Here is a 23,186-nt window from a genome sequence, read left to right on the forward strand (position 1 = left end):
CGGCGATTTCATGCGCCGAAGCGAATCCTTTTCCAGTTTCTCTTTTGTTCCTGCTCGCCTAAGCCGGACCTGTGATTGATCCTGCTGCCCTGCCCGCCCTGCACGCCAGCCATGGCGGCATATGGCTGCGCGAAGGCGGCGTGACGCAAGCGGTGGCGAAGGGGACGGCAATCGCCAGGGCGGCCGAAACGCCCACCTTGCTCCTCAACGCTCCGCTCACAGGGCAGCGGCTAGGCTATCCTGAACTGAATGGTCTCGATCTGCTGGAGCTTTGGGCCTTCGTCCATCCCGCCCGCTTTCTGGTGCCAACCCCCAAGGGGCTTGCGGAAGCGCTGGGGCTGGAGCGGCCCGCGACTGAGGCGGACATCCCGCAACTACTGCAAAGCGCGACCGCCGCACTACTCGCTACGCTCCAATCGCCGAACTGGCCGGAGCGGGAGGGCGGATGGACCTCCGCACAATCGCTGCACCGCCTGCGCTGGCCTTGGGCGCCGCTCGTCGCGCCGCGCATAACCCGTCCTTCCGAGGCGGAACGATGGCTGTTTTCGCGCCTGCCGGAATGGGAGGAAACGCCACCCCGCCCCGCCCCCCGCACCGTTTCTTTGGACGAACAAGCCGTGCTGGACCGGCTCACGCATCTGACCGGCAGCGGCGCGGAAACGCGCCCCGGCCAACGCGCCTATGCAGCGGCCGCCGTCGAAAGCTTCCACCCCCGCAAACATCGCGACCAGCCCAACATGCTCCTGGCCGAGGCCGGAACCGGCATTGGGAAGACGCTGGGCTATCTCGCGCCCGCCTCGCTCTGGGCATCGCAGGCGCAGGGCACCGTCTGGATATCGACCTATACCAAGGCGCTGCAGCGGCAGCTCGACCGCGAATCCTTGCGACTATTTCCCGATCCCGTCACGGCGGCGCGGCGTGTCGTGGTGCGCAAAGGACGCGAAAATTACCTCTGCTTGCTGAACCTGGAAGACGCGCTGCAGGGGGGCTTTGCTGGGCGCGCGGCCATCCTGGCGCAGCTGATCGCGCGCTGGGCCGCCTTCAGCAAGGATGGAGACATGATCGGCGGCGACTTGCCCGGCTGGCTGCCGACACTCTTCCGCCGCAATGGATCGACCGCGCTCACCGACCGGCGCGGTGAGTGCATCTACGCAGGCTGTCCGCACTATCGAAAATGCTTCATCGAACGATCTGCCCGCGCTTCGGCTGACGCCGACATCGTCATCGCCAATCATGCGCTCGTCATGATCAACGCCGCGCGGGGCCGCGAGACGGGTCAGCGGCCGCAGCGCATCATCTTTGACGAGGGCCACCACCTCTTCGACGCGGCCGATTCAACCTTTTCGGTGGCGCTCTCCGGACAGGAAGCAATCGAACTGCGCCGATGGGTCATGGGTCCGGAAGGCAATTCCCGCGGCAGACGGCGCGGCCTTGCGGCGCGCCTTTCAGACCTTGCCAGCTATGACGAGGAAGGCGGCGAGGCGATCCGCTCCGCGGCCGATGCGGCACGCGCGCTGCCCGCCGACGAATGGCTGAAGCGCATTGTCGCGGGCGAGCCGTTCGGGCCGGTCGAACAACTGCTCGCGGCCGTCCGAGGCACGGTCTATGCCCGAGCCGCCGATGTAGGCGAGGCGGATGCGGGCTATGGGCTGGAAACGGAGCTGGCCGAACCCGATGGCCCGCTGGTCGAAGCAGCGCATGAGGCGGCGCTGGCGCTCGACGGGCTTTTGCGCCCGCTCACCCGCCTCGCCAAACGGCTGGAAGCGGTGATCGAGGATGCACCCGATTGGCTCGACGGCGCGGCCCGCGCCCGGATCGAAGGTGCGATCGCTTCGCTCGGATGGCGGCGCGACCTGATCGCCGCCTGGCTGGCGCTGCTCGCGCGTATTGGCGGCCCGGCCGATGCGGATTTCGTCGATTGGATGACCGTCGATCGCTTCGAAGGACGGGAATTCGATATCGGCATCCATCGCCATTGGCTGGACCCCACCCGGCCGCTGGCTGAGGCGGTGCTGAAACCGGCCCAAGGGGTGCTGGTCACTTCCGCCACGCTGAAAGGCGGAGGCGATTGGAACAATGCCGAAAGCCGCAGCGGCGCAAACCACCTGCCCCATGGCGCGCAGCAGTTCGAGGCGCAAAGCCCCTTCGACTATGCTGCGCGCGCCGAGGTGCTGATCGTCACCGACATCAAAAGAGGCGATATAGCGGCGCTGTCCGGCGCCTATGGCCGGTTGATCGAGGCGGCGGGCGGGGGCACGCTCGGCCTGTTCACCGCCATCCGCCGCCTGCGGGCCGTCCATGCGCGTATCGCCGACCGCCTCGCGCGCGCTGGCCTGCCGCTTTATGCGCAGCATGTCGATCCGATGGACACTGGCACGCTGATCGACATTTTCCGCGACGATCCACGCGCCTCTCTGCTTGGCACCGATGCCTTGCGCGACGGGGTCGATGTGCCAGGCCACTCGCTGCGGCTGGTGGTGATGGAAGGCGTGCCATGGTCCAAGCCCACGGTGCTGCACGCTGCCCGCCGCCTGGCCGGAGGAGGCGCCGCCTATGACGACCGGCTGATCCGCGCCCGGCTCGCCCAGGCATTTGGCCGCCTCATTCGCCGTGCCGAGGACCGGGGCAGCTTCGTCATCCTCTCCGCCGCCATGCCCAGCCGACTGCTCAGCGCGTTCCCGGCTGGCACCCCGATCCGCCGGGTGACACTGGACGAAGCGATCATCTCCGTCAGCGCCCATTCCCGCGCTGGTCATGGCGACAGCATGGCGTTAGGGCATCAGGGAATCGAATCCGGCACCCACGACCTGGAGCGAAAATGAAGCGGTTGACCCTGTTGCGCCACGCCAAGTCCGACTGGGATGACCCGGTGGAGCGGGACTTTGACCGGCCGCTTAACCGACGGGGGGAAAAGGCGGCGCTGCTGATTGGTCAGTTCGCCCGCAGCCGCAAGATGAAGTTCGACCTGCTGGTCGCTTCTCCGGCAATGCGCGTCGTGCAGACGCTCGATACTTTCCTGGAAGGCTACGGTGATCCGCTTGACCCACACTGGGACCGGCGCATCTATCTCGCGTCCGTAGCGACGCTCCTTGACGTCATTCGTGACCTGCCGGATTCCGCCGAGAGCGCGATCATGGCGGGCCATAATCCCGGCCTGGAAGAATTGATCCTGGACCTGGTGCCTGACGATGGCGCCAGCCCGCTTCGCGAAGATGTAGAGGTCAAATTCCCCACCGCCAGCCTCGCTGTTCTGGACCTTGCCATCGATCGATGGGCAGACGCAAAGCAGGATGTGGCGACGCTCGTCAGCTTCACTCGCCCGCGCGACCTTGATCCGGCATTAGGGCCTGAGAGCCGCTGAACGCTCCATATCAATTTCACGAAGTCGGCGAACCAGCCTTCACCGCCAGGGGCGCCCCCCTTCGGTGCCCTGATTGACGCAAGCACGCTCTGAAGATCATTCCCCGATCGCGCCAGCCAGCGCCGCCCTGATAGCCTGCAGGCGACCCAACAGATCAGCGGCTTCCTTCACCTCGCCAGAAGGCGCGCTAGGTGCCGGACTGGCAGGGGGCCTGGCATCCGTCACTCCATCAGCCAGCGCCTTTTGCGCGCCCCGCACGGTGAAGCCCTCAACATTCAATAGATGATTGATGCGCCGCACCAGTGCCACGTCAGCAGGCCGGTAATAGCGCCGATTGCCTGATCGCTGTAGCGGCCGCAATTGGGGAAAACGCGTTTCCCAATAGCGCAATATATGCTGCGGAAGCCCCAGTTCCCCTGAAAGCTCACTGATGGTCAGGAACGCGCCCTCTGCCTTCTCCATGGTCATGATGTTGCACTCATCAGAGCGCAAAGGTCAACCATGGGAAGGATAAGCGGAAATGCCGCGCGGGCGTTTCAGGACGCGGCGACGCGGTCCCGCATCGTCTGGCTCGCGCGGAAGGTTAGTACCCGACGCGGCTCGATCGGCACCTCGACACCGGTCTTGGGATTGCGTCCCATGCGCTGCGTCTTGTCGCGCAGCACGAAGGTGCCAAAGCTCGAAATCTTCACATTTTCGCCGCGTTCCAGCGCAGAGGTCATGTGCTCCAATATGGATTCGATAAGAGCGGCAGCCTCCGATCGTGACAGGCCGATGTGACGATTTACGCTTTCTGCGAGATCCGCACGCGTCAGGGTAGAATTGCCAGTCATCGAACGTCCCCACCTTCACCCGCCGGGTTGATGCGGATGAGAGTGGTAAATTCTGCGATAACCTGAGTGATTCGGCAAGATGACCTGCCGCAAAAATTCAAGGAATTCTGGCTATATCGAAGGGCTTAGAGCCGCAAAACGCATGCGCCCCAGGTAAAGCCTCCGCCCATCGCCTCCAGCACCAGCAGGTCGCCCTGCTTGATCCGGCCGTCGCGCACCGCAAGGTCAAGCGCCAATGGCACCGAAGCGGCGGAAGTATTGGCGTGCCGATCGACCGTCATGACCACCCGCTCGGGCGACAGCTTCAGCTTGCGCGCGGTCGCGTCTAGGATGCGGGCATTGGCCTGGTGCGGGATTAACCAGTCGATGTCAGACACGCTGAGCCCCGCCAACTCCATCACTTCGGTCAGGACAGAGGCCAGGTTCACCACCGCATGGCGGAAGACTTCCTGCCCCTTCATGCGCAACTTGCCGACCGTCTTGGTCGTGGAAGGTCCGCCATCGACGTAGAGCAGCTGGTTATGCCGCCCATCCGCATGCAGCTTGGCCGCCAGGATACCACGTTGCCCATCAGCGCTTTCTTCAGCGCCCAGCACGATCGCTCCCGCGCCGTCGCCGAACAGCACGCAGGTCGTTCGGTCTTCCCAGTCGAGGATACGGCTGAATGTTTCCGACCCGATCACCAGCGCCCGCTGCGCAGCGCCGGAACGGATCATGCTGTCCGCAACCGTAACCGCGTAGAGGAAGCCCGAGCAGACCGCCGCGACGTCGAACGCCACGCAGTCGTCGATGCCGAGCGCAGCCTGCACGATCGTGGCGCTTGCAGGGAAAGTCTGGTCCGGCGTCGCCGTCGCCAGGATGATGAGGTCGATGTCCTGCGCCGCCAAGCCCGCGGCGTCCAATGCTGCCTTGGCTGCATCCGTCGCAAGGGTCGCCGTCGTCTCCCCGTGGCCAGCGATGTGCCGGTTGCGGATGCCGGTGCGTTCGACGATCCATTCGTCGCTGGTATCCACGGTTTGGGCCAACTCAGCGTTGCTCACCGCGCGAACCGGAAGAGCCGACCCCGTGCCCAGAAGAATGGATCTGCGGATCACTTTGCGGCCAGCTCCTGTTTGGACGCCACGGCCGACAAGGCACTGACGCCCACCATGTCGGCGGCGATACGCCGGGTGATATCTTCTTCCAGCAGCCGTGCGGCGACATGAACCGCGTTCGCCACGCCCTTGTCATTGGCGCTGCCGTGACTCTTCACGACCACGCCGTTCAGGCCCAGGAATACAGCGCCATTATGATTATTGGGATCAAGATGATGCTTCAACAGATGCATCGCGGGCTTGGAAATGAGGAAGCCGATTTTCGACCGGATCGAGCTGGTAAAGGCCGTGCGCAGCAGATCGGTGACGAAGCGGGCTGTACCCTCCGCCGTTTTAAGCGCGACATTGCCGGAAAAACCGTCACTCACGATCACATCCGCCTCGCCCCGGCCGATCTTGTCGCCTTCTGTGAAGCCGTCAAAGGAAAGCGGGAGGGTTTTTGCCGCGCGCAATATGGCGGCGGCATCACGGATTTCCTCCGTGCCCTTCATATCCTCGGTGCCGATATTCATCAGCCGCACGCGCGGGCGCTCCAGATCGAAGGCGATACGGGCGTAAGCTGCGCCCATGACGGCGAACTGGACGAGGTTGCGGGCGTCGCATTCGGTATTCGCGCCCAAATCCAGCATGACGACGTCATTCTGGCCGAGCGTCGGCAACAGAGCGGCAAGCGCAGGGCGATCGATCCCCGGCATGGTGCGGAGCGCCAGCTTCGCCATCGCCATAAGCGCGCCGGTATTGCCGGAAGAGACGGCCGCGCCTGCCTCGCCCGCCTTCACCGCCGCGATAGCCATGCTCATGGAGCTGGCCTTTTTGCGGATGGCAACGCTGGGCTTGTCGCCAGCAGACACGACATCGCTGGCGTGCACCACTTCGGATGCGGCGCGCAGATTCGGGTGATGATCGAGCGCGGCCTTGATCCGCGTCTCGTCTCCAAAAAGGGTGAAGCGCAGCCCTTCATGACGGTGACGGGCGAGCGCTACGCCCGCCATCATCACGCGCACGCCTTCATCCCCGCCCATCGCGTCGATTGCGATTCGCGGTTGGCTGGACACTTCAGGACACCTTTGCAGGAGAGAGGGTGTCGTCAGGCCCCGACGGCAACGACTTCACGGCCGTTATAATGGCCGCAGGCGTCGCACAGATTGTGCGGGCGCTTCAGTTCACCGCAGTTCGAGCATTCCTGGAACGCTTCGACGCGCAGCGCATCGTGGCTGCGGCGCATGCCGCGACGGGACGGAGACGTTTTCCTCTTTGGGACAGCCATGTCGGCACCTTATTCCATAATTAAATCTGGTTGTGCGACTGGCCAGTATCCGATGGATGCCGACGCCACAGGCGCCGCAGACCCATGCGGCCCGGGTGATCGCGAAGCCCTGCGCCTATAGCCTTTTTTGAAGAAGGCGCAAGTCCTTCCTTGCCCCGATACATGGGCCGCTTATTGTGCCGCGAACGGGAAGACGGGGAGGAACGTCCGATGCTGTTGCCGATCACGCTCACCTTGGCCGCGAGTTGCGCGCTCCTGAACCTCTGGCTCGCCTTCCGCTGCGCCCGGATTCGCGTCGGCAGCAAGGCGCTGCATGGCGATGGCGGCAACCCGCTGCTGGCGCGGCGGATGCGGGCCCATGCCAATTTCACCGAATATACGCCGATCATCCTCATCCTCTTCGCCCTTGTCGAACTGGCGCTGGGTTCTCCGCTCTGGCTGTGGATCGGCGCTCTGGTCTATGTCGTGGCCCGCGCGGCGCACGGAATCGGCATGGACGCTGATCATCCGACAGTCTGGCGTGCTGGTGGCGCTCTGCTCACCTGGGCGGTCATGGCGGCGCTGGCGGTAACCGCGCTCTATGTCGCCTATCACGCGACCCGCGCCATCCCCGCCCCGCCAGCCATGGCCGCGCGCTGAAAGATCAGGCGAGCACCGCGTCCCCGACAAAGGGATTGGTGCGACGCTCATGGGCGAAATTGCTCATCGGCCCATGTCCCGGCACGAAAGCGGTGTCACCGCCCAACGGCCACAACTTGCCGGTGATCGCGTCGATCAGGTCCTGATGATTGCCCATGGGGAAATCGGTCCGGCCGATCGATCCCTGAAACAGCACGTCGCCCACGATCGCCAGCTTGCTGGGCGCATGGTGGAAGACGACATGGCCGGGCGTGTGGCCGGGGCAGTGATAGACGTCCAGTTCCAGTTCGCCGACGCGCACCTTGTCGCCGTCGGCCAGCCAGCGATCAGGCTCGAACAGCTGGCCCTGGATGCCGTAATTACGCCCATCCTCCTCCAACCTACTGATCCAGAAGCGATCCGCCTCATGCGGCCCTTCGATCGGTACGCCCAGTTCCTTCGCCAGTACGCCAGCTTCCCCGCAATGGTCGATATGACCGTGCGTCACCAATATCTTCTCGATCGTGACGCCATGCTGCTCCGCCGCTGCCTTCAAACGCGGCAGATCGCCGCCCGGATCGACGAACGCGCCCTTGTTGGTCGCGGTGCACCAGAACAGCGTGCAATTCTGCTGAAGCGGAGTGACGGGAATCAGCGCGGCTTTGAGCGGAGGCGTAGTCATGGCCCCCGATGTGGCGAAGCCCCGCGCCGGGCGCAAGGGCTAGCCCGCTTCCTCCATGGCGAAGGGTTCGGCCAGGCTGATGCTGTCGAGCACCTTCGCGGTCTCGTCCCGCACCCGCAGCATCACGCGATGAAGCCTGCATTCCGATTCGGGCAGGCAATTGGTGCAAGTCTCATGCGCGAATCGGCTGGCGCAGGGCGTCAGCGCCAGCGATCCCCGCGTCAGCCGGACGATATCGCCATAGCTCACATCCACCGGCGCCAGCGCCAGCCAATAACCACCGTCGCGCCCGCGCTGCGTCGCCACCAGCCCTTCGCGCGACAGTTCCGACAGGATGACCGTCAAGAATTTGGCGGGGATATTCTGCCGCGTCGCGATCTCGTTGAGGGGCACTGGCCCCTGGCGGTAACGGTCGGCGAGATGTTGAAGCGCGCGGATCGCGTAACGGGTCTTCTGCGAAAGCATGTTCCTGTTATTCGCCTACCCGCTTCATTTGACAAGCCGCCGTTGCGCCGCTGCGTCAGGCTTTCGCCTTCGCCAGCGCCTCTTCATAGGTCGTCGCCTTGAAGCCCACGATGGTCCGGCCGCCCACGTCCAGGATCGGCCGCTTGATCATCGACGGATTGGCGCTCATCAGCAGGATCGCCTTGTCCGCGTCGATGTGCGCCTTGTCCCCGGCGTCCAGCGCCTTGAAGGTGGTGCCGGAGCGGTTGAGGATGGTTTCCCACCCATGCTCCATCACCCATTCCTCCAGCTTCCCCTTGTCCACGCCCGACACCTTATAGTCGTGGAAGCTGTAGGAGACGCGCTCATTGTCCAGGAAATTGCGCGCCTTCTTGATCGTGTCGCAATTTTTGATGCCATACATGGTGATCATGGGATCAGCCCTTAAACGCGGTGACTTCGATCTCGATCTTCATCTCCGGCTTGATGAGGCCGGTGACGATGCAGCTTGCCGCTGGGCGGATCTCGCCAAAGACAGGCGCGGTCGCCTTGCCCAGCTCGTCCCAATAGGCAGGGTCGGTGATGTAATAGGTCACGCGCACCACGTCGGCGAAGGAAAAGCCCGCATCCTCCAGCGCCTTGCCAATGACCTTCAGCGCGTTGACGCCCTGATCGACGACGCTTTCCGGCATCGCCTTGGTTTCCGGATCGGTGCCGGTCGTGCCGGCGACGAAGCACCAGTCGCCCTGAACGACGGCGCGCGAATAGCCGACCTGCGCCTCGAAAGGCGAACCCGAGGAGATGAGTTTGCGGGACATGGATTTTCCTTGGAAGGGGGGAGCGGATGAACGGATTGCGTGGCTCTTGCCCCCTGCCGCCGCCTCTGTCCAGCGCCTTTTAGGGCCCATGGAACGCCCGCCCCCGTTGGTCGGTTGGGCAGGCAAGGAGACATGCCATGGACCAGAATGAGAAAGACCGCTTCCCTGACGCGATCGAGGAAAATGACGAACAGCGCGATGAAGAATCGCAGGCGCAGACCGTCACCGACGACGCCCGTGTCCGCTCCACGGACCTGTCGGAAGACAGCGAGCGCGGCGGCCGCACCAACCCGGCGCAGATCATCCCCGACGACACCCCCGACCTGGTCGAGCGGATGGAGGAAATGAACCGTTCCGGTCATATCGATTTCGACGCCTTTACCGGCGAGCCGAATATGGATGACGAGGAAAGCGCGCTCGGTCAGGTCGATACCGAGGATATGGACGATGATGACGATATGATGGGCGAAGGGATGGAGGAAGAGGACTGATATTCCCGCCGAAGCGGAGGGAATGCGGATCAGCTTGAGCGGGCCCAAATATGGGCGCTGCCTATGCTCGCGCGATGCTCCTCCGCCCCCTGCTGCTCGCCACCCTCGCTCCCCTCACCCTGCTTGTCGCCCCGCCCGCCTCTGCCAAGCCATTTGAACACTGCCAGCGCGGAAGCCCGGCGGATTGCGTCGTGGATGGCGACACACTCTGGCTCAGCGGACAGAAAATCCGCATCGCCGACATCGATACGCCCGAAACGCATCAGCCGCGCTGTGCCGCGGAACGGGAGCAGGGAGAGCGCGCCACCCGGCGGCTGCTGGCGCTGCTGAACGCCGGGGCCTTCTCTCTCCATCCGATAGACCGGGAGAAGGATCGCTATGGCCGGACGCTGCGCGTGGTCAGCCGGGACGGTCGGTCAATCGGCGCGACGCTGGTCGCGGAAGGGCTGGCGCGCCCCTGGACGGGATCACGCCAGCCCTGGTGCCGTAGTTAACGGCAGCTCAGACCGCCGCGGTCGATCTCGCGGCCGAGCAGAGCGCCCGCACCCGCGCCGATCAGCACGCCGGCCGTATTGGAATAGCCGCGATCCAGCTGGCCGCCGAGCAACCCGCCCAGCGCCGCGCCCACGATCAGGCCGGTGGTGCCGTCCGAACGGCGGCAATAATAGCGGTCGTCATAGCCGCGATAGATGCGAGTGCCGCGCGTCACACGGATCGGTTCATAGCCGCCGCGATAATAGCGGTCGGCGCGATAATAGCGCCCATAGCGTGGATCGGGCCGGTTCCAGTCATAATTGTAAACGACCCCGCCCGGACGGCGCCAGCCATTGTGGCGGCCATTGTCGTGACGGCCTTCGCGCTTCCAATCGCGGCGATCGTCGCGGTCGCGCCAGTCGCGGTCCCGGTCACGATCCCGGTCGCGCCACTCGCGATGGTCACCTCGGCCATAGCCCTGCGCCATCGCAACCGAGCCGGTCAGCGTCATCGCACCCAGCGACAGCGCGGCGAGCGTGGATTTGAGGGTGATTTTCATATTCTGCTCCTTGCCATATTTGGACAGGCTGTGGAGCTAAACACCTCAACGCGCATGGACGTTGCATGAACGGAACAAAACGGCGCGTTCAGCGGGGGGACAGGAAGACTATTTCTTTTCAAAAATGAACGCGAAAATAGCTTCTTCGGCGTAGCGTCTCTGAAACTTTATATAGGAGAAGAAGCAAAATACATAAAGTATTACAAGAGACAAGAACTCCATATATCCTGAAAACTGAAAGTTCTTTGACAACAAAGGCTTTACCAGCCAATCGCCATGAAGTTTCCAATGCAGTATGAAGTACAACATTGCCCAAGACGAAGCTAAAAAAATGAGGGAAACACTTCTAAAAAGTCCCGATATAACCAGATAATTATACATTCTCGGAACAGCATGTGGACATCTATTTATTACATAGTATTCCAAAGCCTTAAACCATGGCTCATGTATAGATATACGTGTACTCGCGGTTACGTCAGCAGCAAACTTCGTCTTCAGAATATCCCACATATCTTTAGATAGCCTAGTATCGTAGTAGCCGAAAATACCTATCCAAAATATAATTAAATACGCGGAAAAAGCAGGAAGATGCAGGACGGTACGAGTGATGGTAACAAATCGACCTCTTACACCCTTAATTCTTCTTAATCTGTCGTATATTACCGCTCTGAGAAGTTCATTTCTAGTATGGCTTGTTTTTGAATTAATGGATACTATTATAGCGCTACTGACTTTCCCTAAAAATATATCCGCTGTTTTCTCTATGACTTGACTGGCAACGTAAGCCATTATGTGACCGAGTACATAGATGGTGAACAATGAAGATAGGATAGCAACTGCTTCAGAAGCTAAATCAGTACCGAATTTAATTTCAAAGTTCGGAAAGCGGGAACCGGAGGGCTCAATCAGATAACGATTGACGAAAGGAAGAAAGAATAAACTTGCTCCTAAATAGACAACTATATCATAGTTGGCAAATGGGCGAGAAATACTCTCCGGTATCTTCAGTTCACTCATTTTACTCCGCAGCGATCCCCGCAGCCTTGAACATGTCCGGGTCGCTCACCTCGTCCACATTCGCCGCATCACCGGCCTTCAGCTTCTTCCTACGATCGAACGCGTCCCACACCTCGTTCCACTGGCCGCGCGTCGCGCCCTTCGAATATTCCGTCGCGCGGGTTTCGAAGAAGTTGGCGTGTTCGACGCCGTTCAGCAGCGGGGTCAGCCACGGCAGGGGGTGTTCGTCGATCATGTAGATGGGCTTCAAACCCAGCTGCCCCAGGCGCCAGTCGGCGATGTAGCGGACATATTTCTTGATGTCCTTGGGCGTCATGCCGGGGACGGGCCCCATTTCGAAGACGAGGTCGATGAACGCGTCCTCGATCCGCACCGTCTTCTGGCACATGTCCATGATGTCGTCCTTGACGGACGGGGTCAGGCAGTCGCGCTCCTTCACGAAGGCGTGGAACAGCTTGATGATGCCTTCGCAGTGCAGCGTCTCGTCGCGCACCGACCAGGTGACGATCTGGCCCATGCCCTTCATCTTGTTGAAGCGCGGGAAGTTCATCAGCATCGCGAAGCTGGCGAAGAGCTGGAGCCCTTCGGTAAAGCCGCCGAACATCGCCAGCGTCTTGGCGATATCCTCATCCGTATCGACGCCGAACTGGCTCAGATAGTCATGCTTATCCTTCATCTCCTTATACTGCATGAAGGCCGAATATTCGGTTTCGGGCATGCCGATCGTGTCGAGGAGGTGGCTGTAGGCCGCGATATGGACCGTTTCCATGTTGCTGAATGCGGTCAGCATCATCTTCACTTCGGTCGGCTTGAACACGCGGCCATATTTTTCGTGGTAGCAATCCTGCACTTCCACGTCCGCCTGAGTGAAGAAGCGGAAAATCTGCGTCAGCAGGTTGCGCTCATGGTCGCTGAGCTTCTGCGCCCAATCGCGGCAATCCTCGCCCAGGGGCACTTCCTCGGGCAGCCAGTGCAGCTGCTGCTGGCGCTTCCAATATTCATAGGCCCAAGGATATTCGAAGGGCTTGTAAACCTTGCTGGCTTGCAGAAGGGGCATCGGTCGGCTCCGCGATTAATGGATTAGCGCAACCTGCTGGGGATAGAGGCGTTCAATCGCCGTCATCCCCGACACAGGAGCAATATGATGGTTGATCTGTCTAGCATCAAGGAACATGCCGAGATCATCGGCGCTGATGGAGTCCATGTGGGCACCGTCGATCATGTCGAAGGCGACCGTATCAAGCTGGTCAAGGCGGACAGCGGCGAAGGCAGCCATCGGGGACATCATCATTATATCGCCCAGGGACTGATCGCCGGGGTTGATGACGACGGCACCGTAAGGCTGTCCGCGAGCGGCGCCAACGCTGTCCTTTTCGAAGAGGAAGAGGACGAAGGCTGACGCGTCGGCCGCCGACGCCGGAGAGGGCGCCAGAGAGGGTGAATGTGTGGGCGCGGTCGGGGTTACCGCCGCGCCCATCCCCCCCATTAGCTCATTGGCAAGCGAGGCATTCGTCATAGTCGGTGCTCCCGCCGGCCAGTTCGAATTTGGGTGCATCGATGGTGTTGTCGGCCTCCACCCCGCCCGCGAAGCCGGCGCGCTGCACCGACTTGGACCGCAGATAATAGAGCGACTTGATGCCTAGTTCCCACGCGCGATAGTGGAGCATCAGCAGGTCCCACTTTTCAACGTCCGCCGGGATGAACAGGTTCAGCGACTGCGCCTGATCGATGAAGGGCGTGCGGTCCGCGGCCAGTTCGAGCAGCCAGCGCTGGTCGATTTCGAAGCTGGTCTTGAACGTGTCCTTTTCTTCCTGGCTCAGGAAGTCGAGATGCTGGACCGAACCGCCACGTTCCAGGATGGAGTTCCAGACGTTGGTGCTGTCCTTCGACTTGTCGCGCAGGATCTTTTCCAGATAGGGGTTCTTGACCACGAAGCTGCCGGACAGCGTCTTGTGGGTATAGATATTGGCCGGGATCGGCTCGATGCAGGCCGAAGTGCCGCCGCAGATGATCGAGATCGACGCAGTGGGCGCGATCGCCATCTTGCAGCTGAACCGTTCCATGACACCCATGTCGGCAGCGTCCGGGCACGGCCCGCGCTCGACGGCAAGCTGCATCGAGGCTTCGTTCACCTTTTCATTGATATGCTTGAAGATGCGCAGGTTCCAGCTCTTGGCCATGGCCCCTTCGAAGGGAAGGCCCCGGGCCTGGAGGAAGGAGTGGAACCCCATCACCCCCAGGCCCACTGACCGTTCGCGCTCAGCACTATATTTGGCCCGCGCCATTTCGTCCGGCGCTCGGTCGATATAGTCCTGCAGCACATTGTCGAGGAAGCGCATGACATCCTCGACAAAGACGGGGTCCTTGTTCCATTCGTCCCAGGTTTCCAGATTCAGGGACGAAAGGCAGCAGACCGCCGTCCGGTCATTGCCGAGATGGTCGCGACCCGTCGGCAAAGTGATTTCTGAACAGAGATTGGATGTGGATACCTTGAGCCCCAGGTCACGGTGATGCTTGGGCATCGTGTTGTTCACGGTGTCGGAAAAGACGATATAAGGCTCGCCGGTCGCCAGGCGGGTTTCCACCAGCTTCTGGAACAGGCTGCGCGCATCCACCTTGCCCCGAACCGAGCCGTCCTTGGGCGAGCGCAGCTGGAATTCGGCGCCATTATGCACCGCTTCCATGAACTCGTCAGTCAGCAGCACGCCATGGTGCAGGTTCAGCGCCTTGCGGTTGAAGTCGCCGCTGGGCTTGCGAATTTCCAGGAACTCCTCGATCTCCGGATGCGAGATGTCGAGATAGCAGGCCGCCGAGCCGCGGCGCAGACTTCCCTGGCTGATCGCCAGCGTCAGGCTGTCCATCACGCGGACGAAGGGGATGATGCCGCTGGTCTTGCCATTGAGGCCAACCGGCTCGCCAATGCCGCGCACGCTGCCCCAATAGGTGCCGATGCCGCCGCCGCGCGAGGCGAGCCAGACATTCTCGTTCCAAGTGTTGACGATGCCCTCCAGGCTGTCGTCCACCGAGTTCAGGTAGCAGCTGATCGGCAGGCCGCGTCCAGTGCCGCCGTTCGACAGAACGGGCGTCGCGGGCATGAACCACAGGCGCGAGATATAGTCATAGACCCGCTGGGCATGATCCTGGTCATCGGCATAGGCCGCGGCCACACGGGCGAACAGGTCCTGATAGGATTCGCCGGGCAGCAGATAGCGGTCCTTCAGCGTATCCTTGCCAAATTCGGTCAGCAGAGCGTCACGGCTTTCATCCGTGACCACGTCGAAGCGGCGCGCCTGGATAGAGGAAGAGGACGGCGCCTTTGCGGGCGCGGCTTTCTTCTTCTCCGCCACTGTTTCCACCACTTCGTCGATTACCGTCGCCACGTCTTGTGCACCTGTCTGTTCGCTGTCACGAAAATCCATTCGAGCCCCCGAATGTTCATGTTTCGTTCGATTCGGTCAAGCTTCTTGTCGAAACCGCCCCGGATCGCAGCGGGGCACGCCAACAGCGGATCGCCTGAGACAAAACGCCTCTCGTCCGGAAAATGGTCCGGCCAGTGCAATCACAATCTGTTGGGTAACCCCCGTTAACCCGATACAAGGGATAGTGCCACAGCCTCAAATGCTTGCAAGAGGGTAAATGACGATATGGAGACTCCGCCATCGCGGCCCTGACTCGCTTCATCGACATTCCGCCACGCCGCAACGCAGCGACGCGTGGACTTCTCTGGCTTCCGTGAAAGGCAAGAGGGACAATATGCGAACGAAAATAAATTTCGCTTGCCACGCAAATGCGTGAGAACAGGTCAGAAGCCATGCCCTTCTTCTACTATGGATGGGGGCTGACGCTACGACTATCCACAAGCTGCTGTGGATCAAGCTGTGGGTAAAATCGCTGAAAAGGTGGGCTGGATCGCCAAAGGCATAAGGAGAGACCGTCGATGATTCTCTATTACCATCCGCTATCCTCCTATTGCTGGAAGGCGCTGATCGCCCTGTACGAAAAGGATGTGCCGTTCGAGCGTCGCATGATGGAGGACCCGGGCGTCGCCGAAGCCTGGCTTGCGCTCTGGCCGCTCGGTAAATTCCCGGTCCTGCGGGACGAAGCACGCGACAGGACGCTCGCCGAAACCAGCATCATCATCGAATATCTGGATCAGCATTGCCTCGGCCCCTTCCGCGCCATCCCCGACGACCCGGGCCAGGCGATCGAAGTGCGCCTGATGGACAGGCTGTTCGACAATTATGTGATGACGCCGATGCAGGCGATCGTTGCGGATCGGCTGCGGCCTGAAGAATCGCGCGATCCCTATGGCGTCGGTCAGGCGCGGCTGATGCTCGGCAAATCCTATGCGCTGCTGGAGGATCGGATCGCGGGGCGGCACTGGGCGGCGGGCGACGCCTTTACCCTGGCCGATTGCGCCGCCGCCCCCGCCCTCTTCTACGCCGACAAGGTGGAGCCGATGCGGGGCGGCTTTCCGGCGCTCGCCGCCTATCTGGACCGGCTGGAGGCGCGGCCGAGCTTCGCGCGCGTGCTGGAGGAGAAGGAGCCCTGGTGGCACATGTTCCCCTTCGCCAACGGATAGCTGGACTCGGGACAAAATCCCTATTAGCCGCGCGGGCGAGGACCCGCCGTGCAGGGCGGGGCGGAAGATAGGGACTTTGCCACGATGACCATCATCAAGACCGCCGACCTGATCGAGAGCGTCGCCGACGCGCTCCAGTTCATCAGCTATTATCATCCGATGGATTATATCCGCGCGCTGGGCAAAGCTTATGAAGCGGAAGCCAATCCGGCAGCGAAGGACGCCATCGCCCAGATCCTGACCAACAGCCGCATGTGCGCCGAAGGGCATCGCCCGATCTGTCAGGATACCGGCATCGTCAACGTCTTCATCAAATGGGGCATGGACTGCCGGCTCGACGACAACAGCCGCTCCATGCAGGAGGTCGTGGATGAAGGCGTGCGCCGCGCTTATCTGAACCCTGAAAACCGCCTGCGCGCCTCGATCCTGAAGGACCCGGCCTTTTCGCGCGTCAATACGAAGGACAACACGCCCTGCGTGCTGAACGTCGAAATGGTGCCGGGCAACAAGGTCATCGTCGATGTCGCGGCCAAGGGCGGCGGCTCTGAAAACAAGACCAAGTTCAAGATGATGAACCCCAGCGATTCGATCGTCGATTGGGTGCTGGAGATGATCCCACAGATGGGCGCAGGCTGGTGCCCGCCCGGCATGCTGGGCATCGGCATCGGCGGCACCGCGGAAAAGGCCGTGGCGCTGGCCAAGGAAACCCTGATGGATCCCATCGACATGGGCGAGCTGAAGGCGCGCGGACCGCAGAACAAGATCGAGGAACTGCGCATCGAGATTTTCGACAAGGTCAATGCCCTCGGTATCGGCGCACAGGGGCTCGGCGGGCTTTCGACCATTCTCGACGTCAAGATCTACGACTATCCCTGCCATGCGGCGGGCAAGCCGGTGGCGATGATCCCCAACTGCGCCGCGACCCGCCACGCGCACTTCACGCTGGACGGATCGGGCCCGGCCTATCTGGAAGCGCCCAAGCTGTCCGAATGGCCGCAGGTCGATTGGAAGCCCAGCAAGGAAGCGATCCGCGTCGATCTCGACAATCTGACGCCCGAAGTGGTGCAGAGCTGGAAGCATGGCGACCGGCTGCTGCTGAACGGCAAGATGCTGACCGGCCGCGACGCCGCGCACAAGCGCATCGCCGACATGCTGGCCGCAGGCGAACAGCTGCCGGTCGATTTCAAGGGCCGCGTCATTTACTATGTCGGCCCCGTCGATCCGGTGCGTGACGAGGTTGTCGGCCCGGCCGGCCCCACCACCGCGACCCGCATGGACAAGTTCATGGACATGATGCTCGAACAGGGCCTCGCTGCCTGCGTCGGCAAGGCGGAGCGCGGCCCGGCGGCCACGGACTCGATCGCCAAGCACAAGAGCGCCTATCTGATGGCGGTCGGCGGCGCGGCCTATCTGGTCGCCCGCGCGATCAAGGGCGCGAAGGTCGTCGGCTTCGAGGACCTTGGCATGGAAGCCATCTACGAGTTCGATGTGCAGGACATGCCCGTCACCGTCGCCGTGGACAGCGAAGGCCAGAATGTCCACCGCCTCGCTCCCCTGGTCTGGCAGGAGAAGATCAAGAAGGAAGGTCTTCTCGAAAAGGCGTGACCGCGCAAATCCTCCCCATCGCAAGATGGGGAGGGGGACCGCCGAAGGCGGTGGAGGGGAAGAGCGCGATGCCGCCCAGCCGGAAAACTGTTGATCGGGCGAGGGAGTTACGGCGCGACCTTTCTCCTCCTGAGGTCGGGCTATGGCAATGGCTGCGCGGGCGGCCGGAGGGCCTGAAGTTCCGGCGGCAGCATCCTGCCGGACCTTATGTGCTGGATTTTTACTGCGCCTCGGTGCGATTGGCCGTCGAGATTGACGGCGGCTTTCATAATTCCGTGGAACAGATGGCGAATGATCAGAGGCGGGATGCGTGGTTGCAGTCTCAAGGTGTTAGGGTCCTGAGGATCAAAGCTACGAACATTCTCAGGAATTTCGATGATGTGACGCGGTATATCCTGCACCATTGTTGCGCATTTTCCCCTCCACCAGCCTATGGCTGGTCCCCCTCCCCATCAAATGATGGGGAGGATGAATGAGCTTTCCCATCTGGCTCCCCGCCACCCTCTTGGCCGGCGCGACGCAAGCTTGGCGTACGGCCATCCAGCGGCGCGTCAGCCATAGCCTGTCCCTCAATGCCGCCGGGCTCGTCCGCTATCTTTATGGCCTGCCCTTCGCGCTGATCCTGCTGGGTGGCTACCGGCTGGCGTTTCCCGGCCCACTGCCCCACCCTGATCCCCTGTTCCTGCTCTTCTGCCTTGGCGGGGGCCTGGCGCAGATCATTGCGACCAACCTCCTCATCCTGGCCTTCGCTCACCGCAATTTCGTGGTCGGCACGGCTTATTCAAAAACAGAAGCGGTGCAGGGCGCGATCCTGTCTTTCCTGTTGATCGGGGAACGGCTGCATCCCCTCGCCTGGGCGGGTATCGGCTGCGGCGTCATGGGGGTGATGCTGTTGTCCACCGGCGGCAAACGCATGGGACCGGCCGACTTCATCAAGGCGCTGGGCCAGCCGGCCGCGCTCACCGGCATCGCGTCGGGCTTCTTCTTCGCGCTGACGGCGGTCGCCATCCGCCGCGCGACGCAGGAGGTGGGCAGCAGCGATCCAATCCTGGCGGCGCTGATCGTCCTCGTCGTCACGGTGACGCTCCAGACGTTGATGCAGGGCGGTTATCTCCTCGCGCGCGAACCGGCCGAGATGCGCAAACTGCTGACGAGTTGGCGCGTTTCAGGCCAGGTCGGCCTGCTCTCCGCGCTGGGTTCGGCCTGCTGGTTCACCGGCTTTGCAACCGCGCCCGTCGCACTGGTCCGGATCGTCGGCCAGATAGAGGTCGCCTTTACCCTGGGCTTTGGCCACTTCTATCTGGGTGAGAGGATGAGCCGCAGCGAGGTCGCCGGCCTTGTGCTGGTCGTTGGCGGGGTCGTACTGGCGCTCGCGGGTGCGCTATAGCCGCGCAGTTGGAAGGTGCCGCAGGCGAAGCACTGAGCAAGATGACTCTGGTTTGATCCGTTCGTTTCGAGCGACGTCGAGAACACTGGCACAGCGCCAGCAATGCGCACGGACCGCGACACCCCGCACCTACGCTGAAATCCAAACAAAAAGGGCGGCCCCAAAGGGACCGCCCTCCTGTGTTTCAGATCCGAGAGGGATTAGAAACGGAAACCGATGCCGACCACGCCAGCGTCGCGGCCGCCAAGACCAGCTTCATATTCAGTGCGCTGATATTCGGCCGAGATGTAGGTGTTACCGTTGATGGCATATTCCAGGCCGCCACCGAAACGAACGCCTTCAAACGCGCCGTTGCCAGCAGCGGTTTCGAAACGGGTGCTGGCATAGCCAACCTTGCCGAACGCCAGAACCTGCGGGTTCAGGATGTAGCCCAGACGAACCGAAGCAGCCAGATCGCGGCTGACATCAAGGCCGGTAGCGTCAACAGTGCTATCACCCAGCGTCACTTCGGGGCCGAAGGTGATCGAGGGGGTCAGGGCAACGTCGTAACCAGCGCTCACGCCGTAGCTCACGCCTTCTTCGTCGCCGAAGCTGTCATAGCCAACGGTCACGCCAGCGCGGGGGCCGGTGAACGGAGCAGCGTCCTGAGCGAAAGCGGGGGCCGCAACAGCGGCAGCAGCAACGGCTGCGAGAATCACAGTCTTCATAAAGTCCTCATGCGATAAGAAGTGCATCATCCAAGGATTGGAGATCACTCTTGGTATAGGACAGGAATGGTATCGAAGCTTACAGCTTCGAGCGCCGCTATGAAGTGGCCCCTTTTACTCCATCCCTGCTTGCCACGATCTTGCGTCATGGACGGTGGCGCATATGGTAGCCTTTGTTCCACGTTGCAACAGCGATATGAAGATTGTTGGTGAATGATGCACTTTCGCAACAGTCATAACCACTTGGCAGCCTGAAAGGCATCTTCCTCCGCGCCGCTGTCGGGAGGGAACAGAGCCAGCGCGCTTATCGCCAGCCAATATGGCCAGAAGATGAACGCTCTGATTTGTTTCGATTCCGTTCGGACCTAGCCCTGATTTTTGACCGGCCTGATGCAAAAGAGTAACAGGTCTTTATGGACCGCCCTTCCCCCACTGCCTTCCCGAAGGCCCCGCCGGTGCTGCGACACCGCTGGCCGGTGCGGCTGTGGCACTGGCTGAATGCCGCGCTCATCTACATCCTATTCACCAGTGGGCTGGGCATCTTCAACGCCCATCCGCGGCTCTACTGGGGACAGTTCGGCGCCAATTTCGATCACCCCTGGCTACAGCTTGAGCGCTTTGGCGGCTGGATCACCCTGCCGGGTCATTATAATCTCGCACTGTCCCGCCATTGGCACCTGACGGCCGCGCCGCTCTTCGCCTTTGCCCTGCTCCTCTACATGCTGTGGTCGCTGCTAGGCAGGCATATCGCCCGCGATCTCGCCTTCCGCCGCGACGAACTCGCCCCGCGGCACATCTGGCAGGACATCGCCGATCATGCCCGCCTACGCTTCCCGACCGGCGAAGCAGCGCTGCGCTACAATGTGCTGCAGAAGGCCAGCTATATCGCCGTGATCTTTATCGCTCTCCCTCTGCTGATCCTGACCGGCCTCACCATGTCGCCCGGTATGAACGCGGCCTGGCCCTGGCTGATCGACATATTCGGCGGCCGCCAGTCCGCCCGGTCGATCCATTTCATCATGGCTTTCGCGCTTGTCGCCTTCTTCCTCGTCCATCTTTTGATGGTGCTGCTGGCGGGGCCGGTCAACGAATTGCGCTCCATGATCACCGGCCGCTATCGCCTGCCGGAGGCGCGGCCATGAGCCTGATCCTCAACCGGCGCACCCTGCTGCTCGGCGCCACCGCCACGCTGGCGAGCTGCGACCGGCTGGCGCGGAATGAAAGCGTGCGCGACATACTCTTCTCCGCGGATAATTTCCATAAATGGGCGCAGCGCAGCCTGATGACGCGCGACGCCATGGCGCGAGAGTTCCGGCCGGACCAGATTTCGCCCTTCTTCCGCGCTAACGGCACCACCAATCCGAATACGCCCGAATATCGGGCGCTGTGGCGGTCGGGCTTTAGCGACTGGCGGTTGAAAGTGACCGGGCTGGTCGATCGCCCCCTCTCCCTCTCACTCGCCCAACTGCGCAGCCTGCCCCATCGCGAGCAGATCACCCGCCACGATTGCGTCGAAGGGTGGAGCGCCATCGGCAAATGGCGCGGCGTTCCGCTCGGCCTTGTCCTTGACGCTGCCCGCATGAGCAACCGCGCCCGTTACATCCTGTTTCACTGCGCGGATTTCATGGGCGACGGGCGGCCCTATTATGAAAGCATCGATATGATCGATGCTTTCCATCCGCAGACGATCCTCGCCTTCGCGCTCAACGACCAGCCGCTCAAGGTCGCCAATGGCGCGCCGCTGCGCCTCCGGGTGGAGCGTCAACTCGGCTATAAACAGGCCAAATATTTGATGGAGATCAAGGCTGTAGATAGTCTTGCGGACATCGGCGAGGGCAAGGGCGGTTATTGGGAAGACCGCGCGGGCTATGATTGGTACGCAGGCATTTGACGGGGGCGGAATGACCTGACAGGTTGCCGCCCATGAAATTATTCGATCGGGTCATCAAGCGGCTGGTCACGCGCGGGCAGCTGACCATCATCTACCATGACGGCAGGAAAGTGACGGTCGGAACGCCCGATCCCGCCTTCCCTTCGCTCGCGCTCAAATTCCACGACGCGCGCGTACCCTTCGACATCATCAGGGACCCACGCCTTGGCATGGCGGAAGCCTATCTTGACGGCCGCGTCGGGATAGAGGGCGGTGGCATCATGGAGCTGATCTCGCTCATCCGCGCCAACAACAGCTGGGAAAGCGGCAAGTCGATCAGCGACAAGGGCGCGCTCAAGCGCGGCTTCAAGTCGATCCGCCAAACGCTCTGGCGCGCCAATCACCGCGCCCGGTCAAAGGCGAATGTCGCCCATCACTATGATTTGTCAGGCGCGCTTTATGCGCTCTTCCTCGATCGCGACCGTCAATATAGCTGCGCCTATTGGCCCGACGCGGACAATGAAGCGGGCATCAGCCTGGAACAGGCGCAGGAGGACAAGAAGGCGCATATCGCCGCCAAGCTGCACCTGAAGCCGGGCATGAAGGTGCTCGACATCGGCTGCGGCTGGGGCGGCATGGCGCTGTACCTGCATCGCACCTGCGGCGTCGATGTGACCGGCATCACCCTGTCGGAGGAGCAGCTCAAGGTCGCTAGGCAGCGGGCGCAGGAAGCGGGGGTGTCCGACCATGTCCGGTTCGAACTGATCGACTATCGGGATATAGAGGGGCCGTTCGACCGCATAGTGTCGGTCGGCATGTTCGAACATGTCGGGACCGCTCATTACCGCACCTTCTTCGACAAGTGCCGCCAACTGCTGACGCGCGAGGGCGTGATGCTGGTCCACACGATCGGCCGTGTCGGGGGGCCCGGCATCACCGACGCCTTCACCCAGAAATATATCTTCCCCGGCGGCTACATTCCGGCCCTTTCCGAAATGATCCAGGGCAGCGAAGGCACGCAGTTGATGGTAAGCGATGTGGAGGTGCTTCGCCTTCATTACGGGCTCACCATCCGCGAATGGTATGCGCGGGCCATGGCCCACCGTGCCGACATAATCGCCCTGTATGACGAGCGCTTCTTCCGCCTTTGGACCTTCTATCTTGCCGGCGCAGCGACCGTGTTCGAACATGGCAGCATGGTGAATTATCAGGTCCAATATGTCCGCGATCGCCGCGCCTTGCCGATCACCCGAAATTATATGGTGGAAGCGGAAGAGGCGCTGCGCGGCAAATAAGCCCCGCCTCGCCGCTCCCCTTAACGCTAGCTGACAGCCCCGTTCCCGGACGGTTCAGTCGCACCTGTGCATCTTCTCTCCC

The 23,186-nt window shown here is 61.9% G+C and carries 27 protein-coding genes; 13 read left to right on the top strand and 14 right to left on the bottom strand.

Translation table 11 applies throughout. The features are described from left to right. The first annotated feature begins 71 nt into the window (after positions 1-71). The gene (locus ACZ5Y5_RS10470; protein ID WP_464808574.1) at positions 72-2,822 is read left to right on the top strand and encodes an ATP-dependent DNA helicase; all 2,751 of its coding nucleotides are present in this window, start codon (positions 72-74) and stop codon (positions 2,820-2,822) included. After that, a complete protein-coding gene (locus ACZ5Y5_RS10475) occupies positions 2,819-3,361 on the top strand; it encodes a SixA phosphatase family protein (protein WP_464808575.1) in 543 nt (180 codons plus the stop codon). Before ACZ5Y5_RS10470 ends, ACZ5Y5_RS10475 begins: the two co-directional genes overlap by 4 nt. 96 nt (positions 3,362-3,457) lie before the next feature. On the opposite strand, the gene ACZ5Y5_RS10480 is transcribed toward ACZ5Y5_RS10475, so the two are convergent. From ACZ5Y5_RS10480 to rpmF, 5 genes are all read right to left on the bottom strand, one after another. Continuing rightward, positions 3,458-3,823, bottom strand: a complete 366-nt coding sequence (locus tag ACZ5Y5_RS10480) for a MerR family transcriptional regulator (RefSeq protein ID WP_464810521.1) — start codon at positions 3,821-3,823, stop codon at positions 3,458-3,460. Between the two features lie 74 nt (positions 3,824-3,897). Next, the gene (gene ihfA, locus ACZ5Y5_RS10485) at positions 3,898-4,194 is read right to left on the bottom strand and encodes an integration host factor subunit alpha (protein WP_464808576.1); all 297 of its coding nucleotides are present in this window, start codon (positions 4,192-4,194) and stop codon (positions 3,898-3,900) included. A gap of 125 nt (positions 4,195-4,319) precedes the next feature. After that, positions 4,320-5,288: a beta-ketoacyl-ACP synthase III gene (locus tag ACZ5Y5_RS10490; RefSeq protein WP_464808577.1), complete on the bottom strand. Its 969-nt coding sequence runs from the start codon at positions 5,286-5,288 to the stop codon at positions 4,320-4,322. Beyond that, entirely contained in the window at positions 5,285-6,310 is a 1,026-nt protein-coding gene (gene plsX, locus ACZ5Y5_RS10495) for a phosphate acyltransferase PlsX (protein WP_464810522.1), read from the bottom strand. Before plsX ends, ACZ5Y5_RS10490 begins: the two co-directional genes overlap by 4 nt. 65 nt (positions 6,311-6,375) lie before the next feature. After that, a complete protein-coding gene (gene rpmF / locus ACZ5Y5_RS10500) occupies positions 6,376-6,555 on the bottom strand; it encodes a 50S ribosomal protein L32 (RefSeq protein ID WP_081570365.1) in 180 nt (59 codons plus the stop codon). A gap of 210 nt (positions 6,556-6,765) precedes the next feature. Here rpmF and ACZ5Y5_RS10505 point away from each other — a divergent pair, with 210 nt between their 5' ends. Continuing rightward, positions 6,766-7,194, top strand: a complete 429-nt coding sequence (locus tag ACZ5Y5_RS10505) for an MAPEG family protein (protein ID WP_464810523.1) — start codon at positions 6,766-6,768, stop codon at positions 7,192-7,194. Between the two features lie 4 nt (positions 7,195-7,198). Here ACZ5Y5_RS10505 and ACZ5Y5_RS10510 read toward each other — a convergent pair whose 3' ends face one another. The 4 genes from ACZ5Y5_RS10510 to ACZ5Y5_RS10525 are packed head-to-tail and all read right to left on the bottom strand — an operon-like array spanning position 7,199 to position 9,117. Next, positions 7,199-7,855: an MBL fold metallo-hydrolase gene (locus ACZ5Y5_RS10510; RefSeq protein ID WP_464808578.1), complete on the bottom strand. Its 657-nt coding sequence runs from the start codon at positions 7,853-7,855 to the stop codon at positions 7,199-7,201. A gap of 39 nt (positions 7,856-7,894) precedes the next feature. Beyond that, a complete protein-coding gene (locus tag ACZ5Y5_RS10515; protein WP_464808579.1) occupies positions 7,895-8,320 on the bottom strand; it encodes an RrF2 family transcriptional regulator in 426 nt (141 codons plus the stop codon). A 55-nt stretch (positions 8,321-8,375) separates the two neighbouring features. After that, positions 8,376-8,732 carry an ArsC family reductase gene (locus ACZ5Y5_RS10520; RefSeq protein ID WP_464808580.1) on the bottom strand — a complete coding sequence of 119 codons (357 nt, stop codon included), beginning with the start codon at positions 8,730-8,732 and terminating at the stop codon, positions 8,376-8,378. 4 nt (positions 8,733-8,736) lie between these two features. Beyond that, positions 8,737-9,117, bottom strand: coding sequence for a RidA family protein (locus tag ACZ5Y5_RS10525; RefSeq protein WP_464808581.1), 381 nt, complete (start codon positions 9,115-9,117; stop codon positions 8,737-8,739). Between the two features lie 137 nt (positions 9,118-9,254). Between ACZ5Y5_RS10525 and ACZ5Y5_RS10530 the strand changes: the two genes are divergently transcribed. Together ACZ5Y5_RS10530 and ACZ5Y5_RS10535 are read left to right on the top strand one after the other, a co-directional pair. Beyond that, entirely contained in the window at positions 9,255-9,608 is a 354-nt protein-coding gene (locus ACZ5Y5_RS10530; RefSeq protein ID WP_464808582.1) for a hypothetical protein, read from the top strand. A 74-nt stretch (positions 9,609-9,682) separates the two neighbouring features. Beyond that, positions 9,683-10,102, top strand: a complete 420-nt coding sequence (locus ACZ5Y5_RS10535) for a thermonuclease family protein (protein ID WP_464808583.1) — start codon at positions 9,683-9,685, stop codon at positions 10,100-10,102. Here ACZ5Y5_RS10535 and ACZ5Y5_RS10540 read toward each other — a convergent pair. The 3 genes from ACZ5Y5_RS10540 to ACZ5Y5_RS10550 all read right to left on the bottom strand — a co-directional run bounded on the left by ACZ5Y5_RS10540 (position 10,099) and on the right by ACZ5Y5_RS10550 (position 12,715). Continuing rightward, positions 10,099-10,641 carry a glycine zipper 2TM domain-containing protein gene (locus ACZ5Y5_RS10540; protein WP_464808584.1) on the bottom strand — a complete coding sequence of 181 codons (543 nt, stop codon included), beginning with the start codon at positions 10,639-10,641 and terminating at the stop codon, positions 10,099-10,101. The two genes, ACZ5Y5_RS10535 and ACZ5Y5_RS10540, sit on opposite strands and share 4 nt — an antisense overlap. A 108-nt stretch (positions 10,642-10,749) precedes the next feature. Then, positions 10,750-11,658: a hypothetical protein gene (locus ACZ5Y5_RS10545; RefSeq protein WP_464808585.1), complete on the bottom strand. Its 909-nt coding sequence runs from the start codon at positions 11,656-11,658 to the stop codon at positions 10,750-10,752. A 1-nt stretch (position 11,659) separates the two neighbouring features. Beyond that, on the bottom strand, positions 11,660-12,715 hold the full coding sequence (locus ACZ5Y5_RS10550; RefSeq protein ID WP_464808586.1) for a ribonucleotide-diphosphate reductase subunit beta: 1,056 nt from the start codon (positions 12,713-12,715) through the stop codon (positions 11,660-11,662). An 87-nt stretch (positions 12,716-12,802) separates the two neighbouring features. Here ACZ5Y5_RS10550 and ACZ5Y5_RS10555 point away from each other — a divergent pair, with 87 nt between their 5' ends. Next, positions 12,803-13,057 carry a DUF2171 domain-containing protein gene (locus tag ACZ5Y5_RS10555; RefSeq protein ID WP_464808587.1) on the top strand — a complete coding sequence of 85 codons (255 nt, stop codon included), beginning with the start codon at positions 12,803-12,805 and terminating at the stop codon, positions 13,055-13,057. A 91-nt stretch (positions 13,058-13,148) separates the two neighbouring features. Here ACZ5Y5_RS10555 and ACZ5Y5_RS10560 read toward each other — a convergent pair whose 3' ends face one another. Next, on the bottom strand, positions 13,149-15,077 hold the full coding sequence (locus ACZ5Y5_RS10560; RefSeq protein ID WP_464808588.1) for a ribonucleoside-diphosphate reductase subunit alpha: 1,929 nt from the start codon (positions 15,075-15,077) through the stop codon (positions 13,149-13,151). A 518-nt stretch (positions 15,078-15,595) separates the two neighbouring features. On the opposite strand from ACZ5Y5_RS10560, the gene ACZ5Y5_RS10565 reads away from it, so the two are divergent. From ACZ5Y5_RS10565 to ACZ5Y5_RS10580, 4 genes are all read left to right on the top strand, one after another. Further along, on the top strand, positions 15,596-16,240 hold the full coding sequence (locus ACZ5Y5_RS10565) for a glutathione S-transferase family protein (protein ID WP_464808589.1): 645 nt from the start codon (positions 15,596-15,598) through the stop codon (positions 16,238-16,240). A gap of 84 nt (positions 16,241-16,324) precedes the next feature. Further along, positions 16,325-17,845 carry a fumarate hydratase gene (locus tag ACZ5Y5_RS10570; RefSeq protein WP_464808590.1) on the top strand — a complete coding sequence of 507 codons (1,521 nt, stop codon included), beginning with the start codon at positions 16,325-16,327 and terminating at the stop codon, positions 17,843-17,845. Between the two features lie 68 nt (positions 17,846-17,913). Beyond that, positions 17,914-18,321, top strand: a complete 408-nt coding sequence (locus ACZ5Y5_RS10575; protein ID WP_464808591.1) for an endonuclease domain-containing protein — start codon at positions 17,914-17,916, stop codon at positions 18,319-18,321. Next, a complete protein-coding gene (locus ACZ5Y5_RS10580) occupies positions 18,318-19,232 on the top strand; it encodes an EamA family transporter (protein WP_464808592.1) in 915 nt (304 codons plus the stop codon). Before ACZ5Y5_RS10575 ends, ACZ5Y5_RS10580 begins: the two co-directional genes overlap by 4 nt. 200 nt (positions 19,233-19,432) lie before the next feature. Here ACZ5Y5_RS10580 and ACZ5Y5_RS10585 read toward each other — a convergent pair whose 3' ends face one another. Next, positions 19,433-19,939 carry an outer membrane protein gene (locus ACZ5Y5_RS10585; RefSeq protein WP_464808593.1) on the bottom strand — a complete coding sequence of 169 codons (507 nt, stop codon included), beginning with the start codon at positions 19,937-19,939 and terminating at the stop codon, positions 19,433-19,435. Between the two features lie 413 nt (positions 19,940-20,352). On the opposite strand from ACZ5Y5_RS10585, the gene ACZ5Y5_RS10590 reads away from it, so the two are divergent. From ACZ5Y5_RS10590 to ACZ5Y5_RS10600, 3 genes are read left to right on the top strand one after another with little or no spacing between them, the layout of a single operon-like run. After that, positions 20,353-21,081 (top strand): cytochrome b/b6 domain-containing protein, encoded by a 729-nt coding sequence (locus ACZ5Y5_RS10590; RefSeq protein WP_464808594.1) that lies wholly within the window; start codon positions 20,353-20,355, stop codon positions 21,079-21,081. Then, positions 21,078-21,830: a molybdopterin-binding protein gene (locus ACZ5Y5_RS10595; protein ID WP_464808595.1), complete on the top strand. Its 753-nt coding sequence runs from the start codon at positions 21,078-21,080 to the stop codon at positions 21,828-21,830. Before ACZ5Y5_RS10590 ends, ACZ5Y5_RS10595 begins: the two co-directional genes overlap by 4 nt. Positions 21,831-21,862: 32 nt before the next feature. Next, positions 21,863-23,104: a class I SAM-dependent methyltransferase gene (locus ACZ5Y5_RS10600; RefSeq protein WP_464808596.1), complete on the top strand. Its 1,242-nt coding sequence runs from the start codon at positions 21,863-21,865 to the stop codon at positions 23,102-23,104. Positions 23,105-23,186 lie beyond the last annotated feature (82 nt).

This window comes from Sphingobium sp. TomTYG65 (assembly GCF_055395525.1).